This window comes from Pseudomonas paracarnis (genome assembly GCF_904063055.1).
GTDB lineage: Bacteria > Pseudomonadota > Gammaproteobacteria > Pseudomonadales > Pseudomonadaceae > Aquipseudomonas > Aquipseudomonas paracarnis.
The window spans coordinates 131,007-149,006 of record NZ_CAJFCN010000003.1; the positions used below are offsets into that span (position 1 = coordinate 131,007).

General features: G+C 58.3%; 2 protein-coding genes. Both read left to right on the forward strand.

Features of this window, described 5'->3' with window-relative positions:
* The first annotated feature begins 9 nt into the window (after window positions 1-9).
* Window positions 10-17,097, forward strand: coding sequence for a hemagglutinin repeat-containing protein (locus tag JMV15_RS07905; RefSeq protein ID WP_201491333.1), 17,088 nt, complete (start codon window positions 10-12; stop codon window positions 17,095-17,097).
* Between the two features lie 574 nt (window positions 17,098-17,671).
* Complete coding sequence (locus JMV15_RS07910) at window positions 17,672-17,923, forward strand: DUF7660 family protein (RefSeq protein WP_038452168.1); 252 nt, start codon at window positions 17,672-17,674, stop codon at window positions 17,921-17,923.
* Window positions 17,924-18,000 lie beyond the last annotated feature (77 nt).

The following is an 18,000-nucleotide window of genomic DNA, read 5'->3' on the forward strand; positions in this document are numbered from 1 at the left end:
AGACATGACATGGACGTTCGCCAGTACGCATTCCTCGCGCGCCAGCCTTCTGCTGCCGTAAAAAGCCGCGCCCATTTCCTGGGGCTGCCTAAACGTGGGTTGGCATTGATTCTGGCCAACGCCATGTTCTGGCACCCGTTGCTGGCCCAGGCAGACGGCATTGTGGTGAATGCTCCAGGTACTTCGCTCGGACAAGCGGGCAATGGCGTGCCCATCGTCAACATCGCCACGCCGAACGCCAACGGCCTCTCGCACAACCAATTTCATGACTACAACGTTGGCGCCAACGGGGTCATCCTCAATAACGCCACCGACCGTACCCAGTCCACCCAACTGGGCGGCATCATTGTCGGCAACCCCAACCTCCACGGCACCGCGGCCAATATCATTCTCAACGAAGTCAACGGCGGCAGCCCCAGCCAACTGCGCGGCTACACCGAAGTGGCCGGGCAGTCGGCCCATGTGATCGTTGCCAACCCGTATGGCATCAGCTGTAACGGTTGCGGCTTTATCAACACCCCGCAAGCGACGCTCACCACCGGTAAAGCCGTGATTGAAAACGGCCAGATCAATCGTTACCAAGTGGACCAGGGCAGTGTGGCTATCGAAGGCGCCGGCCTGAATGCCAGCAACGTCGATCAGTTCGAAATCATCACCCGCGCCGCCACCATCAATGCGCAGATCCAGGCGAAAAAACTCACCATCGTCGCCGGTCGTAACGACGTCGACGCTCGCACCCTGAATGCCACGGCGCGGGCAGCGGATGGCAGCCAGGCGCCGGATCTGGCGATTGACTCGTCGGCGCTGGGCGGCATGTATGTGGGCGCAGTCAAGCTGGTGGGGACCGAGGCGGGTGTCGGCGTGAAGTTGTCGGGGGACATGGTCGCTGGCGGTGATATTCAGATCGATGCCGGTGGCCATGTGGTCATGGGCCAGACAACGGCGGCCGGCGCCATTGACGTAAAGGCCCGCAGCGTTGAAGCCCAGGGCGTGGTCGCGGCGGGCAGTGTGCTTGAGATGAAGACGCAAGGCGGCTTGCTCAATCAAAAAAGCCTGGCTGCGCGTGATCGCGTGGCGCTGCAAAGCGGTGGGGTGTTGACCAACAACGGCGTCATCGAAGCGGGTGTCAACGCTGATCGGACGCGCAATGCTCAGGGCGATATCCACGTCACTGCCGCCCAGTTGAATAACAACGGCAAGACCGTCATCGCCAGTCGTGACCTAGCCGTGAATGTGGATGGCACTCTCGACAACCGCGGCGGCACCCTTAGCGCGCAAAACCAGCTGAAGGTGACGACCGAAGAACTGGATAACCAACAGCAAGGCCGCGTGTTGAGCGCCTCACGCCTTGAGCTCAATGCCGGGCAGTTGCTCAATACTGACGCAGGCCTGGTGGTGGGCGACCGAGGGCTCAGTGGCCGCATCGGGCAGTTGGTCAATCGCAAGGGCGAGCTCTCAAGCCTTGCTGACGTCACCTTGCAGGTCGACAGCCTGGACAACGTCGCCGGCCTGATATCTGCGGGCCAGGCGCTGCGCTTGACTGCCAGCGCGGCGGTGAACAATCAAAACGGTCGCCTGGTGGCCGGGCAGATGGTGCGGGTCAACGCGGGGCAACTGGACAATAGCCAGTCAGGCATCCTCACCAGCCAGGGCGAGCTGGGGCTGAATATCGCCGGCACGTTGGATAATCAGCAGCAGGGCCGCATCGAATCGGGGGCCGCTGCACAGGTCAATGCCGGGAACTTCAATAACCAACAACATGGCGTGCTCGCCAGTGGTGGCGCCCTTGAACTGGCGGCCGGCCCGGTCAATAACAGCCAAGGTGGATCAATCTACAGCGCCAAGGCTCTCAATGCCCGTGTCACCAGCCTCGACCAGCATGACCAAGGGCGCATTTACAGCAATAGCGACCTAACCCTGGACCTGAGCAACGGCCACCTCGACAACCACGATGCAGGTTTGATCAATGCCAGTGGCCAGCTGGCGCTGAATAATCTCAATAGCGTCGACAACCGCAGTGGCGAGATTTCCAGTGCCCGTGGGTTTAGCGTCGCGGCGAACAGCCTCGACAACCGCGCCGGCAAGCTGCTCAGTGATCAAGCCTTGGGCTTGCGTATCGCCCAGGCACTGAACAATGGTGCCGGTCAGATTGCAGCCAGCGGCCTGGATATTGACGTTGCCAGTTTGCTCAACGACCAACGCGGTCGAGTTCACAGCCGTGATCGGCTTAACGCCCGGGTGGGTGGTTTGCTCGCCAATCAAAGCGGAAGTTTCAGTGCCGATTCAGGCGCACAGTTGACCGTAGGTCACCTGGACAACAGCAATGGCGGCCAACTCTTCAGCCAAGGCGATTTGAGCCTGAACCTCAATCGGGGTCACCTCAACAACCAAGGCGGCTTGATCAACTCCCCAGGCCAGTTGTTGCTGACTCAACTGAACAGCGTCGATAACCAGGGCGGCGAAATCTCCAGCACCCAAGCCTTCGATCTGAATGCGGATCAACTCAATAACAGCGCCGGCAAGTTGCTCAGCGAGCAAGCCTTGAGCGTGCGCATTGCCCGCGCCCTGGACAATACCAAAGGTGGGTTAACCGCCAAGGCCCTGGAGGTACGTGCGGGCACACTGATTAACCAGGCCGGTCGACTCGCTGCGGTGGAGGGCCTCAACCTGCAAGTCGATGGCGAGCTGGATAACCGCAGCGCGAAGGTGCTAGGCAAGCACCTGGTGCTTGGGGTTGGGACGCTCAATAACGACCAGGGCCTGGTGCAGGGTGATGGAACGCTGGTGCTCCAAGCGGGTGGCGCGATCAGCAACCAGGCCGGCACATTGGCCGCCGGGCAAAGCGTGACCGTCAACAGCGCCAGCCTGGATAACCGTCAGGGCACCCTGACCAGCGATGCGTCGCTGACGGCGCGTATAGCCGCGAATATGCTCAACCAAGCGGGGCTGGTGAGCGCCGGCACTGACTTGCAGGTGAACGTTGCTGACTTGAACAACTCGCTCAACGGTCGTATTGCCGCTGAGCAGGTACAGATTAGTGCACAAGGCATCGATAACCGCGCGGGCGGTAGCCTGTACGCCAAACACCAACTGGGCGTCGATGTTGGCGGTCAGTTGAACAACGCCCAAGGCACGCTGCGCAGCGATGCTCGCCTGACCATCAATGCCGGTGGTTTAACCAACGATGACGCAACGCTATCGAGTGCTGGCGAGCTGAAGATTGCAACGGGCAACCTGAGCAACCAAGGCGGAGAACTGCGCAGTGCCACTCAGTTGGGGATGACCGTTACTGCACTGGACAACAGCCGTAACGGGCATGTCGCAAGCCAAGCCGATGTAAGCCTGGATATGCAAGGTGGTTACCTAAACAATAACGGTGGTTTGATCAACGCGCCGGGGCAATTGCTGCTCAAGCAACTGGGCAGCGTTGATAACCAGGGCGGTGAAATTTCCAGCGCCCACGCCTTTGAGCTGGCGGCAACCGCCTTGAACACAGCGGACGGCAAGTTACTCAGCCAACAAGCCTTGACCCTGCGAATCGCCCAGGCACTGGATAACACCCGTGGCCTGATTTCCGCGGCAGCCTTGCAGGTCAGCAGCGCCAGCCTGGACAACCAGGGCGGCAAACTGAGTGCCGTTTCCGACCTGAACCTCGGCGTAGAAGGTGTGCTGGACAACCGCAACGGTGAATTGCTGGGTCAGCACTCGACAGTCGAAGTGGCTGCGCTGAACAACAGTCAAGGGCGCATCCAGGGCGATAACCGCTTGACCTTGACCAGCCACGGCGCGGTCAACAATGACAAAGGCACGCTAGCTGCCGGTCAGATGCTGACGGTCAATGCTGCCAGCCTGGACAACCAGTCCAAGGGCCGTCTGACCAGCAAGGGTGACGCGCACCTGGTGGTGGGGAGTGTGGATAACCGCGGCGGCAGCATCACCTCGGTCGGGCAGTTGCAGGTCACGGGCGATCAGTTGGATAACCGTCAGGCGGGGTTGCTCAATTCGGGTAAAGCCATGAACCTGTCCATCGGCAAGCTGGACAACCGAGGGGGTGAAGTTTCCAGCGTTACCGAACTGACGATGATGGGCCGTGAGCTGGACAACAGCAATGCCGGTCGCGTACTGGCCAATAGTACGCTCCAGCTGACGCTCGACAGGCTGAACAACCAGCTCAAGGGCCTGATTTCTGCGCAGCAGGATGTCAACCTCAAGGCAACCAGCCTGGATAACAGCGCCCAAGGCAGTGTCTACGCCAAACGCAACCTGGACGTGACCCTGGCCGGGCAGGCTGACAACAGCCAAGGCGTCATGCGCAGCGACGCCGCCTTGCAACTGCGCAGCGCCAGCTTTGGCAACAACGGCGGGCGTATCAGCAGCGGCGGGGCGTTACTGTTGAGCGCCGCCAATGCCCTCGCCAATCAGAACGGCGAGGTGCTCAGCGCTGATACGGCGACGGTGAATGCAGGCAGTGTCGACAACAGCCACGGGCGCATTGTGGCTGACGGTGCACTGCAACTGACCACAGGCGTATTGCTTAACCAACATCAAGGCCGTGTCACCAGCGCTGATCGCCTCAACCTGACAGCGACCGACGTAGACAACCGCTTCGAGGGCCGTATCGCCAGTGGCCAGGCGCTCAACGCCAGCCTCAGCAGCCTTGACCAGCGCGGAGCCGGTGAGTTTTACAGCAACAGCGAACTGACCCTGGACATGAACCAGGGGCACTTGAATAACGCCGATGGCTTTATCAACGCGCCAGGGCAGTTGTTGCTCAAAAACCTCAAAAGCGTCGACAACCGTAACGGTGAAATTTCCAGCGCCAAGGCCTTTGCCTTGCGTGCCGACACCCTGGACAACAGCGGCGGCAACTTACTCAGCGACCAAGGCTTGACCCTCAAAATCGAACAGGCGTTGCTTAACGTCAAAGGGCTGATTTCAGCCGCTGGTGTCGAGCTGGGTGCCTCGCGCCTGGACAACCGTGAAGGCAAGGTCAGCAGCGCTCTGGATGCGCGCCTGGTGGTCAATGAGGACCTGCTTAACGACCAGGGCGAAATCGTCAGCGCAGGCCACACGCAGCTGAAGGCGGCCAGTTTGGATAACACTGCCGGGCAGGTGCTCGGTGATGTCAGCCTGGATGTGAAGGTCAAGGGCGCGCTGAATAATCAGGCCGGCACGCTCGGGGCCGGCACCTCGTTGAACGTGCAGGCCGCCAGTCTGGATAACCGCCAGGCCGGGAAACTGGGCAGCGACGGCCAACTCAAGGCCACGATTGATGGGTTACTGGACAATCAGGCCAAAGGGCAAGTGTTGGCCAAAGGCGCGATGGAACTGCGTGCCGGTCGTCTGGATAACCGCGAAGGGCGGCTGACCGGGCAGGACCTGTTGACGCTGCACAGCGCCAACGTCGACAACCGTGGTGGTGTGATCCTTGCCCAGAAGGACCTTCAGCTCAATGTGGGTGAGTTGGACAATCAGCAAGGTTCGCTCAGCAGCAAAGCGGCCCTGAGCTTCTCCGGACAACAATTGCGTAATCAGAAGGGGCTGGTGAGTGCAGCAGGGCCCCTGCGACTGACTGCCGATAATGTGCAAAACGCGGCTGGCCGAATCGCCAGCCAGGCGGATCTACAGGCAACTATCGGTGTACTGGCCCAACAGGGCGGTGAACTGGTTGCCCAGGACGAGCTGAGCTTGAGCGGGGCCTCCCTGGACAATCGCGATGGCGGCCTGGTAGGCGCCACAAAAGCGCTGAAACTGACGGTCGACGCCATTGATAACCGTGCGGGCGAGATTTCCAGCCAGAGCAGCATCGACTTCAAGGCGCAGCACCTGGATAACAGCGCGGGCAAACTGATCGCCGGTACCGCATTGGAACTGGCCGTGGCCCATGTGATCAACCAGGCCCAAGGGATGATTTTCGCCCGGGACAACCGCTTCAACGGCGCGCGCCTGGATAACGGCCAAGGCACTTTCGCGGGCCAGCAATCGCTGAGCATGTCGCTGGTCGCCATTCCCGGCACTGAACTGGATGGTCGGCTGGATAACCAGCTGGGCAAAATCAGCAGCGAAGGTACCCTGCAGGTGAGCAGCGCGACGCTCAACAACGACGCGGGTGCCGTCTCTTCGGCGGGTGCGCTCACACTTGCTGCCAGCGGTGCTATCACCAACCAGGGCGGCGTCATGGAGACCGATGCCGCCCTGACGCTCACCAGCGCGAGCCTGGACAACGGCCCCAAAGGCCTGCTCAACAGCCGTGGCGCGCTGACCCTGGCCACCGGCACGCTGAACAACACTGGCCGTATCACCAGCGCTGATCGCCTGGACCTGGCAGCCACCCAGGTGGCCAACAGCGGACGTATCGCCAGCAGTAAAAATCTTACCGCCGCGATCAACGGCCTGAATCAACAGGGCGGTGAACTGTTCAGCAACACCCAGCTCGACCTGGACCTGAACCACGGCCAACTGAGCAACGTGGGTGGCCTGATCAATAGTCCGCTGCTGATGTTGAAAAACCTGGCTGATATCAATAACCAGCGCGGCGAAATTTCCAGCCAGCAAGCCTTCGTGCTGGCGGCTCGCAACCTGGATAACGGCGGTGGCAAGCTGATCAGTAACCAGGGCCTGACCCTGCAGATTCAAGACGCTTTGGGCAACGCCAAAGGTGCGATCAGCGCAGCCGCCCTCAACGCCAACAGTGCTCGCTTGGACAACACTGATGGTTTGCTCAACAGTCGTGGCGTCATGGACGTCTCTGCCACCCAGGCGCTGGATAACCAGCGCGGAACGCTGATTGCCGACGGCGCCATGCGGCTGTCTTCCGCTCGACTCGACAACCGTGACGGTGATGTATCGGGCAAAGCCTTGGTGACGGTTGATATCGATCAGGTCGATAACCGCGGCGGTCAACTCATCAGCACCACAGCCGTGGATGTGCGTGGTGCGGTCCTGGACAACCGCAAAGGCCTGGTTGGCGCCGATAAGGCGGTGAAACTGCTGGTCGATCGGGTCGACAACCGTGGTGGCGAACTATCGACCAACGCCGACCTGACCGTTACAGGGCACACCTTGGATAACAGCGATGCGGGTCGTGTGCTGGCCGGGCAATCCTTGAACCTTACGCTCACCCAGCTGCTTAATCGCAACCAAGGCCAGCTCAACACTCAGCGGCTGATGCTGAGCGCTCAGGACCTGGACAACAGCAACGGCAAACTGCTCGCCCAGCAGCTTCTGCAACTTGAGCTGAAAGGGGAGCTGAATAACACTCAAGGCGTGCTCAACAGTGAAGGGCGCCTGAGCGTCGATGCGGCGAGCGTAGTCAACCGTCAGGGGCGGATTTCCAGCGCCGACGCGTTGGTGCTGGGTTCGCAGGGGGCTCTGGACAACGAGGGCGGTGAGCTCGTGACTGACAGCACGCTGCAACTGCGCAGCGCTAGCCTGGGGAACCAGAAGGGCGTGCTCAGTGGCAAAGGGGCGGTCAGTGTAACCACTGGCGCGCTGGATAACACTGGGGGCCGTCTCACCAGTGGCGACACCTTGGAGCTGAAGGCTGGGCTACTGAACAACAGCGCCGGCAACATCGGCAGTGCCCAGGCCCTGACGGCCAGCGTCGATGGGCTTGATCAACAAGGTGGCAAGCTGTTCAGCAACGCGGGCCTGACCCTGGACCTGAACAATGGCCAGCTCAACAACCAGCAGGGCCTCATCAACGCGACCGGGCCGCTGGTGCTCAACCATCTCAATGGTGTGAACAACCAGGCCGGTGAAATCTCCAGTGGCCAGGCCTTCAATATCGTGGCGCGCAACCTGAATAACAGCGGTGGTCGCCTGCTCAGCAACCAGGGCCTGACACTGCGTATCGACCAGGTACTCACTAACATCAAGGGTTTGGTTGCAGGTGCAAGCCTGAGTGCGCAAGCGGCCGTGGTCGATAACAGCGGCGGTACGCTCACCAGCCGTGGTGGCCTTGAATTGACCAGCACTGGGCTGCTGAGCAACGGGCAACAAGGTTTGATCAACGCCGCGCAGGCATTGACAGTCAACGCGGGCAACTTCAATAACCAGGGCGGCAGCCTGCTGGGTACCAGCGCGCTGACGCTCAATGCGTTGGCCGTGGACAACAGCGCCAAAGGCCTGATCAACAGCCAGGGCAGCCTGGAACTCAATGCCCTGAGTTTAGACGCCAGTGACGCCGGCGAGGTATCGGCCAAGGGTGATATGGACCTCACGCTCACGTCCATGGCCTTGCGTGGCGGCAGGTTGATAGGTGAGCAGCGCCTGAGCGTCGACTTGGCAAACGGTGATCTGGATAACCGCAAGGGCCTGATCTTTGCCAAAGGCCCGTTGACCTTAAAACGCCTACGCGACCTGCAAAACCAGGGCGGCGAACTGTCCAGCCAAAATGCACTTAGCTTGACGGGGCGCAGCCTGGACAACAGCGCCGGCACGCTTATCAGCCAACAGTTACTCACGCTCAATGCAGGCGACGTGGTTAACCGCGGCGGCCTGATATCGGGTTGGCAGGGCCTCAACCTGATCGGCACTCACTTGAATAACCGTGACAAAGGCACGCTGTCCAGTCGCAACGGCGACCTTGACGTGCGCCTCAGTGGCAGCTTGCTCAACAGTGGCGAAGGGGCGTTGGCCAGCCAAGGGCAGTTGAGTGTCAGCGCCGCGAGCCTGGATAACAGCAACAAAGGTGTTATCTCCAGCGGCGCGCAGCAGACCTTGAACGTGATTGGCGCATTGAACAACACCCAAGGTGGGTTGATCGACAGCGGCTCGACGCTGGATCTGAGCGCGGCCGACCTCGACAACAGTGCCGGTAATATCACGGCCCTGCGCAACCTGAACTTCCTGGGTGGCAACTTGCTCAACACCGGTGGCTCGCTGATGGGTAACGACCATCTGGTGCTCAACCTGCAAGGCAACCTTGGCAACGTCAACGGCAAGATCGCAGGCACTGGGTCGTTGGTACTCCAGCGCGCCATCGAGGTGGATAACCGAGGCGGCCAACTGGCCAGCCAGGGACGCCTGTCATTGGCCATGGGCGGCCTGAACAACAGCCAAGGCGGCACCGTCGCGGCCAAAGGTCCGCTGGCCATCGATGCCAGCGCCATCGTTCAAAACAACGCTGACGGTTTGATCTACAGCCAGGACGGCGACCTGCGCATCAACGCCTTTGGCCTGACGAACGCGCAGGGCAAGTTGCAGGGGCAGAACGGCCTGCGTGTCGAGGTCAATGGCGATCTCGACAACCAAGGCGGCAATATCATCAGCCAGACCGGTGACGTGCACCTCAAGGCCGGGAACCTCGACAACCGTAGCGGTGTGCTCGCCAGTCTCAAGGGCGCCATTGAAGCCGGTGTGGTGGGAGTGCTTCGCAATGGCCATGACCTCAATGGCAGCCCCAAGGGCGGCTTGATTCAAGGCCAGCGCCTTCTACTCAATGCCGGTCAATTCGATAATCAGGGCGGCTATCTCGGCGCGCAAACCAGCGATGCATGGCTGACGGTTGCCACCCTCAATAACCAGCAGGGCGCGTTGTATGCCAAGGGCCTGATGCGCATCAATGGCAGCGCCCTGGAAAACAGCGCCGGCCAGATTGCCGGTGACCAGATCGCGCTTGGCCTCGATGGCCAACTGACCAACCACAACGGCCTGATCGAAAGCACCAACAACCTGACCGTGGCCGCCAACGCCATCGATAACCAGGGCGGCAAGTTGCGCGCCCTGGGACGCGCCGGCAAGACAGAGTTTCAGATCGGCAGCGTGTTCGACAACCGTAACGGCGCCGTGGAAACCGCCAACCAGGACCTGACCCTGGCGGCCGCCAGCTTCCAGAACAACGGCGGCCAATTGCTGCATGTGGGTGAGGGCACATTCGACATCTCGTTGCCCAACGTAACCGGCGCGGGCGGCACTGTTGTAACTCGTGGTGGCCTGACTCTGAACGCGGATACCTGGACCAACACCAGTGTCATTCAGGCAGGGCGATTGAACGTCAACGTCAATCACTTTACCCAGACGGAAACCGGGCAGTTGCTGGCTTCGACGCACCTGGAAGGTAAGGGTGGCAGTTGGGTGAATAACGGGTTGATTGCCAGTGATGGCACGCTCAGCCTGGGGCTAACGGGGACCTACGGCGGCAGTGGGCGTATCAGCAGCGTAGATACCCTGAACGTCGGCGCCGCTTCGTTAAACCTTGATGCTGCTTCAAGTATTACGGGGGGCCGGGGGGCTACCATCAGCGTCGCAGGCCAAATGACTAACTCGGGCCGTATCAGCGCCATGGGCAATTTGGCGATCAGTGCTGGAGCGCTGACTAACGCGGGCACTCTTGGCAGCAGTGAGGGCATGCTGATTGACACGCAGACCTTGCTCAACGAGCGCGGCGCGATCATCAGCGGTGGTGACATGTCGCTGCTGGCCGAGAGTTTTACCAATAAAAACGCGGATGTTTACAGCCTGGGCAAACTCTTTGTCGCCCGGGATATACAGGGCAATTGGGCGGGCACCCTGACCAATATTTCGGCCAACCTGGAAAGCGCGGGCGATATGACGCTCCATGTGGGCGCGATAGAAAACAAAAAAGAATTCTTCAATGTTTCATCGACATTGGTTTCCGGCGCTATCGGGATGAGAGGCACGTCGGCACGGGCCGGGCACATGGTATTGATGGAAGAATATGAATCCAAGGTGGATGCGGAGTCGGTGTCCGCAAGCATCTCGTCCGGCAGGAACCTGGATGTTCAGGGACGTAGCCTGTTGAACTCTGCCTCGGTTATTTCGGCCACCGGCAATATCAGTGCTGCGCTGGAAAACTTCAGTAACGTTGGCGCCACATTAGGAAAGTATTCGGTTCTCAAGTCTTTCGACCTTCCTAACCTCAAGGAAGACAAGAATATCTCCCGTTTCTGGCGTTCGATCATGGATTACAACGCTGCGAATGATCCGTCCTATACGCTTCAAGGCTCCGGTTCGAGACGCGCGGGAACCCTGCATTTCTGGGATCAAAACTGGAACGAGTCGATGGTGACGCCCTACACAAGAATGGGGGGGACGGCTCAGCGACAAACCAACCTGACGTTTGGTTGGAAAACGTACACGACCTTCAATGTCAATTTCCAAGCCCTGTTTCCTGCGCCAGCCTACAACGCGGGCACCAGGTCGGCATTACCGGCCACTCTGAGTGGAGTCAATTTCTACGATCAGCGGATGATCTCCAAGCCCGGCAGTGCAGGCACTGCCCAAGCCATCGTTCAGGCTGGCGGTGCGGTTCAAATCAATGCCAGCAAGAATCTGGTCAACAGTGTCATCCAAGAGGGCCAGCCGATATCGACAGGTTCCGGACGTGGGTTTGATGCCACTCGTCCAGTCAATAATGCTGTTGTTGCAATCGACTTGAATGCGCAGCTGCCACCGGACTTGGCCCAACAACAAGTCAACCCCTTGACGCTACGCGGGTTCACTTTACCCACCGGCACCCACGGTCTGTTCCGCCTCAGCAGCCGGGCGGGTGAGGATACCCAGGCCACGCAAGCCACCAGTGGCCCACAAAGCTGGACCATGGGCGGTGCGACACTCGGCCTGGCTCAACGCCAGGATGCACAGCCGGCGCTTGAAACGCGCACCTTCGATTTCAAAAGCGTCACTCAACAGGGCGCAGCTACTCGTCAGGTGGACTTCACTGCACGTCAGGTCAGTGGTGCCACCGCCACCACCAGAACGCTTAACGTTGCCGGGGCCGGCGATGTGGCCAACGGCAGTGGCTGGACGCCCAGCCAGATCACCCCAGGTGAAATCGCCCGGGGCGACGGTATCAACGCCCAAGATCCGTCTAGCGGTTCAACGCCAGTGGCTAAGGTCACAGGGCCGACGGATCAGCCAGACCTGGCGCTGACCCAAAGAGAGACCCACATTCAGGTCGCCACACCGGGCGAACCCGCTCGGCCGACGTTGAATATCCCTGGCGTGACGCCGGTTATGCCAGGCGTGCAGCCCGTAGTGAGCACACCCGTCGCACAAGGTGCGGGTAGCAGCCCCACTCAGACCGCAGACGTGATTGCGCAGCCGGTCAATGCGCTGGCGCAAACCACTCCGGTCGCCAGCCAGACCATCAACCGCGTGCAAGGCTTCACGCCTACCGCGCCAAAGTCGCAACCACATAAATACCTGATCGAAACCAACCCGGTGCTCACGGACCTCAAGCAGTTCATGAGCTCCGACTACTTGCTCGCAGGGCTGGGTTACAACCCGGACGAAAGTGCCAAGCGCCTGGGCGACGGGCTCTATGAGCAACGCTTGATCCAGCAGGCCGTGCAAGCGCGCACAGGGCAGCGTTTTATCGACGGCCAGAACACCGACGAAAAGCTGTTCAAGTACCTGATGGACAATGCGATCCAGAGCAAGCAGCAACTGAACCTGGCAGTGGGCGTTACCTTGACCTCGCAACAGGTCGCGGCGCTGACCCATGACATCGTCTGGCTCGAACAGCACGAAGTGAACGGTGAAAAGGTGCTGGTGCCGGTGCTGTACATGGCCCAGGCCGACAATCGTCTTGCACCCAATGGCGCATTGATCGCAGGCAACGACCTTAACCTGATCGCCGGCGAAAACCTGGAGAACGCCGGGACCCTGCGTGCCACCAACAACCTGTCCGCCAAAGCGGGCAATGACCTGATCAACAGCGGCTTGATCGAAGCCGGCAACCGCCTCGACCTGCTGGCGGGTAACAACATCGTCAACAAGTCCGGCGGCATCATCGCCGGACGCGATGTCACGCTGACGGCGATCAAGGGTGATGTGATCAACGACCGTGCAGTAACCCGTACCGGCAACGGTACCGCTGAGCGCCGCGACTATCTCGACAGTGCGTCACGCATCGAGGCAGCTAATGACCTGACGATGAATGCAGGCCGTGACATCGCCAATACCGGTGGCGTGCTGCAAAGCGGGCGTGACACCACATTGGTCGCTGGCCGCGATGTGCACATCGATGCCGTTGAGCAACGCAATGGTTTGGATCTGGGCAGCCGCCTGCGCACCGAAACCGTGACGCAAAACGGCGCCAGTGTGGAGGCCGGCCGCGACCTCAAGGTATCGGCAGGGCGAGACTTCAGCGCCATTGCCAGCCGTATCGACGCCAAGCGCGACTTGAGCATCACGACGACTGAGAACCTGAGTATTTCGTCGGCTGCCGACGAACAGCATTCCTCCAGCAAGTCCAAGAAGGTCACCCAGTCCAAGGACCACATCAGTCAGGTTTCCAGCGTGCTGACGGCCGGCGGCGACGTGTCGCTCAATGCCGGTAAAGACCTGGAATTCACCGCCAGCCGAATCGCCGGCGGCGGCAACGTGGCCCTCGATGCACAGCGCGATGTGAGCATCCTCTCGGCCCTGGACGAAGACGCTTCGTTCTACTCGAAAAAGAGCAAGGGCTCGTTCGGTCGTAGCAAAAGCCAGCAGCGGGAAAGTTACGACAGCACCAACGTGGCCTCGGTCGTCGAAGCCGGCAAAGACCTGACCATCAATGCCACCAAGAAGACTGATGGCGGGATGAGCATCGACGGCGGGCGTGACGTCACCGTGATCGGCAGCCAGTTGAAGGCGGGTGTCGACATGTTGCTGGGTGCCACCGGTGACATCGCGGTGCTGTCGGGTGTCGAGGAGCATGGCTCTTACAGCAAGAAGACCAAGTCTGGATTCCTGGGGCTGTCCAAAAGCGGCAAGAGCCAGTTGAAGACCACTGCCAGCCAAGTGGGCAGTGAGTTGGAGGCGGGCAATGATGTTGTGGTGGCGGCGGGTAATGATGTACGGGTGCGGGCCAGTGAGATAAGTGCAGAAAATGATGTCGAGTTGAGGTCTGGACTGGTCAAGGAAACGGGCGATATCAACCTCGTCTCTGCTAACGACACCGCCTATAGCCGTAGTGAAAAATACGAGAAGAAAACCGGCACGATCTCCGGTGGGTTTATTGCGATCTCCTCGGCCAAAAAAGCTGGTCAGGAAGCCCAAAGCAGCACCAGCGTGGGGAGCCAGGTGTCCGCGGATCGTGATGCGAACTTGCACGCCGAGCGAGATATTAACTTGGTGGGCAGTGGGGTCAGCGCCGGGCGTGATGTCAGTCTCAATGCGGGGCGCGATGTCAATGTACTTGCGGCCCAAAGCAGTACCAGTGAGCGCGATTGGCAAAAAAGCAAACAGACCGGTATTGGCGTATCGAGTGACGCCAATGGTGTGACCTTGTTTGTGGGCGCTGATAAAAGTGCAGAGAAAAATAGACTTGAGCAGCAAACAGCAGCCGCCAGCCAGATCAATGCAGGGCAAGATTTGGCGATCAATGCCAAGCGCGATATCAACCAGCGTGGGTCGGATATATCGGCTGCCAATGATGCTGAGCTGACGGCCGGGCGGGATATCAACATCGATGCGGCGCGTGAGCGTTTGCTGATGGAGCAGCAGCGGGAGACGGAGCGTAACGGGTTGAGTGTGGCTATCAACCACAACTATGGCAACACCAAGGATGCGGTGAGCGGGGCCGGGAAGGGAGAGGACAACATCAGCAAGGGCTCCAGTACGCTGAAAGGTGTTGATGCAGTCGGCCAATTCCTTGCTGGTCCTACTGGGGACGTAAAATTCGGCAATAGCAAGCACAGCACCAGCACGCAGCTGATTGAAGAGACCAATCGCTCATCGACCCTGAAGGCCGGTAAAGATCTCAACTTGGTCGCCGGGAATGATGTGGCCATCAGCGGCGGCCAGTTGAATGCCAGCCGTGATATCAACATCAAAGGTCGGGATGTTTCGCTTGATGTAGCGAAGGGCAGCATTAACCAAAATGACAGTGAGAGTCAGAGCTGGGGTGGCATCCATGGCGGTACCAGTGGTGGCATAAAGTTAGGCGTAGGTGGGAGCCATGGCGTTGCTAGTGAGAAGGGTAGTAACGGTACTTCTACCGTCACGACAGCTCAGGCCGGGCGCGATATTAACCTGAACGCGAGCAATGACCTGAGCCTGGTAGGTACGCAAGCCAAGGCTGGTCGCGACATCGATCTCAAGGCAGGAAACGACTTGAGCATCCGTGCTGCGCAGAACGACAGTTCAAGCGACAGTAATAGAAACAGTGGTGGTGGCGAAGTCGGGTTTACCTTTGGTAATGAGGGGGTCGGCGTTTATGCCAGCGTCAGCATGGGCAAAGGGAACCTGGACCGGGAAGGGCAGCGTCAACAGGATGCCTATCTCTATGCTGCAGATCGTTTGGGCTTCGAGAGCGGCCGCGATACCCAGGTCGCAGGTGCCGACTTACGGGGAGATATAGTCATTGGCCGGGTCGGCGGTGACCTGAATGTTTCTTCTGTCCCAGACACCGGCAAAGTCAAAGGCAAAGAATTTGATGTAAGTGTCACCGTCACCATCGGGCCGGGCGCCGGTGTCAGCGGTTCGGTTGGTTACGGTCAGACCTCTGGAAAAACCAATTGGGTCGAAGACCAGACGCGGATCACCGCCAGCGACAAGCTGGATATCCGTACGGAGAAGCACACACAACTCGATGGCGCTTTAATCGCTTCGGACAATGGCAACTTGAAACTGGACACCGGCACGCTGGGGTTCAGAGACATCTCTGGAGAAGATAAAGAGCACGGGTATTACTTGAACGTCGGTGGCACCTATAAAAACGGTGAAAGCACTACCCAGGATCCGAGCCAGGTCGGTAAAGGCAAGACGGGGCAGACGGGGTGGAGTGTTACTGGCTGGAAGTACGATAAGGACCGCGAGCAATCAGTCCGCGCGACAGTGGGCGCGGGTGAGATCGTTGTGCGGGATGTGGGCGATGCTACATCTGCAGTGACGGGGCTCAATCGCGATGTTGATAAGGCTTACGAAGTTACCAAGGACCAGGAAAAACGTACGGATCTGTATGTAACTGACTCTTCGTTGAAAGCGGTGACATCCCCAAAGGCAACATTAGAACAATGGAAAACCGACGCCGCCAAGTTAGGTGACAGAACCGAAGAGACGATTTTCCAGATGGTGGACCTGCTCGGCGCTGGTTCGGAGATTGCGCAAGGCACAAACCCTGATTGGGTTGGCCGCATGATGGAAGGCAAGGCTGCTTTTAGGCAGCTAGGTAGTCGCCACGTAGACGAACGGTCCGCTATCGTCAACCGAGTGCTTGGCAATATCACAAATAACGACCACTCTCCTGAAACTCAAGCACTGGCAGATAAGATCACTCAGATAGCAGGAGACGACCCGCAAAAAGCTCAGCAAGTGTTGACGTTGCTAACGAGCTTGAATAAAAGCGGTCATGGAGAAAATAACTTCTTACCGGCGATACCTCTCGCTATGGCGGGCATCACAGCCATAGGAGGCGCGTTAGTTGCAGCTAACCCAACCACTCAGGAAAACTTGCGTATTGCGGCAAACTCCATGGTTGAGGCAGCAGCCAAAACTGGAGAGAATGCTGCGCAAAGCATGAAAAGCAGCATACTGATCTGGGATGTGATTGTTGGTACGGCATTCCCGATCCACCTGCTTGATCCTAGCAATCGAAGTCTGGTCAATCCGATCCTCACGGACATTGCCGTGCATCCGAGCAGTGGCGGGTTTGGTGATGGCAGTGTGGTTGCTCCGACGGTTCATACCGGTGGGACGCAGCTGGATGGGCGACAGGACGATGGTAAGTATGTGACGCCGGAGCATCGACTTGATCCGGGAAACATGTACAGTGAGGAGAGCGGTGCAAAAGCGACAGGTGGTGCAGTAGAGCTAACGTTTGACAAGGCCACCCGGACTTGGACAACTCCAGCAGGTTTAGACTATGGACAAGGATCAGTCCAAGGGAACAGAGTTTTGCATGTTTTAGAGCACGCGGAGCCGAATCCGGCCAAGACAACGCATAGCGTATTTAGTATGGACAGAAAAGAAATTTTAGGCGCTGTCGATGAGGCATGGCGCAAGAAAGGTAGTCCCGTGTCAGGTGATCCGGGGGCATATGTTGTCCCAATGGGCCGACCGATTGGTACTACGGGAGAAACAAGTATTAAAATTATTGTTCGTCCTGGGACCAATAAGGTTATTACCGCCTATCCTGTTAATTAGAGAAATTTTATATGCTGTGTCCAAGGTGTGTGCAGGGAGAAGTTGTCAAGGTTAGAATTATAGCTAACGACACTTGCTTGTTCGTATGTCAAGAGTGCGAGGCCTCATGGTTTTTATACGAAGACATTGGGGTTAAGGCCTTTGTCGACTATGGGACCTATATGGAAGGTCTCGGGCTGAAACCATTGTGGAGTGAGTTGCAAATCATTCCTGAGTAGGTACAAAAGAACTGGGGGGAATTGAGCCACCCATTCCCAAAGTAGATGTCACAAATGACTTTATGATGAGTACCTTCAAGGTAAAAAAGGGGGCAAATTTATTTATAGGTTTGACGAGTCCTTTTAGATGTAACGAATGAGTCTCTGGAAAATAAATCTCTCCCCTTTTTCGTTTGAGAAGGACGGGGCGGTTTATAGCTTGGACAACAGACGTTTGCTTGCTGCGTCTGAGGCGGGAGTTCCAATCAAAGTTGTTCCGGCTACGCCAGCAGAGGTTGCTAAGGAAGGATGGAAAATGACTACCCCCAATAATGGTTCGATTATCTGTGTTCGAGGTATTTATAAGTGAGGACGGTATGAGTTTTGAGCGAGTTAGAGATATACAGACAAAAGAAGATCTTGCGGATTTTGTTGGTGAGTTCAGAGAGGGGTTGGTGCTTAATCCAAATGACTGGGAAAATCCGGACTTAGAAAGGTTTTTAGCGGCAATGGAAGCCTGCGTTAGATCAATAGATATGTATGCAAAAAACTCGGGCGACAATAAAGTTATTAGCCCTAGCTGGAGCACCTTTGCAAGGATTTTATGTGCGTCGAAAGTTTATGAGTAATTGTTTTGCATGGGCTTTACTCAACAACAGATCCCGCCGGTGTTGTTATATCTGTTTATTGCAAAATCTCCGCCCTT

What these genes read in the sequence shown, in the direction of transcription:
- JMV15_RS07905 (WP_201491333.1), top strand. Translation starts at nt 10, where the DNA reads ATGGACGTTCGCCAGTACGCATTCCTCGCGCGCCAGCCTTCTGCTGCC.
- JMV15_RS07910 (WP_038452168.1), top strand. Translation starts at nt 17,672, where the DNA reads ATGAGTTTTGAGCGAGTTAGAGATATACAGACAAAAGAAGATCTTGCG.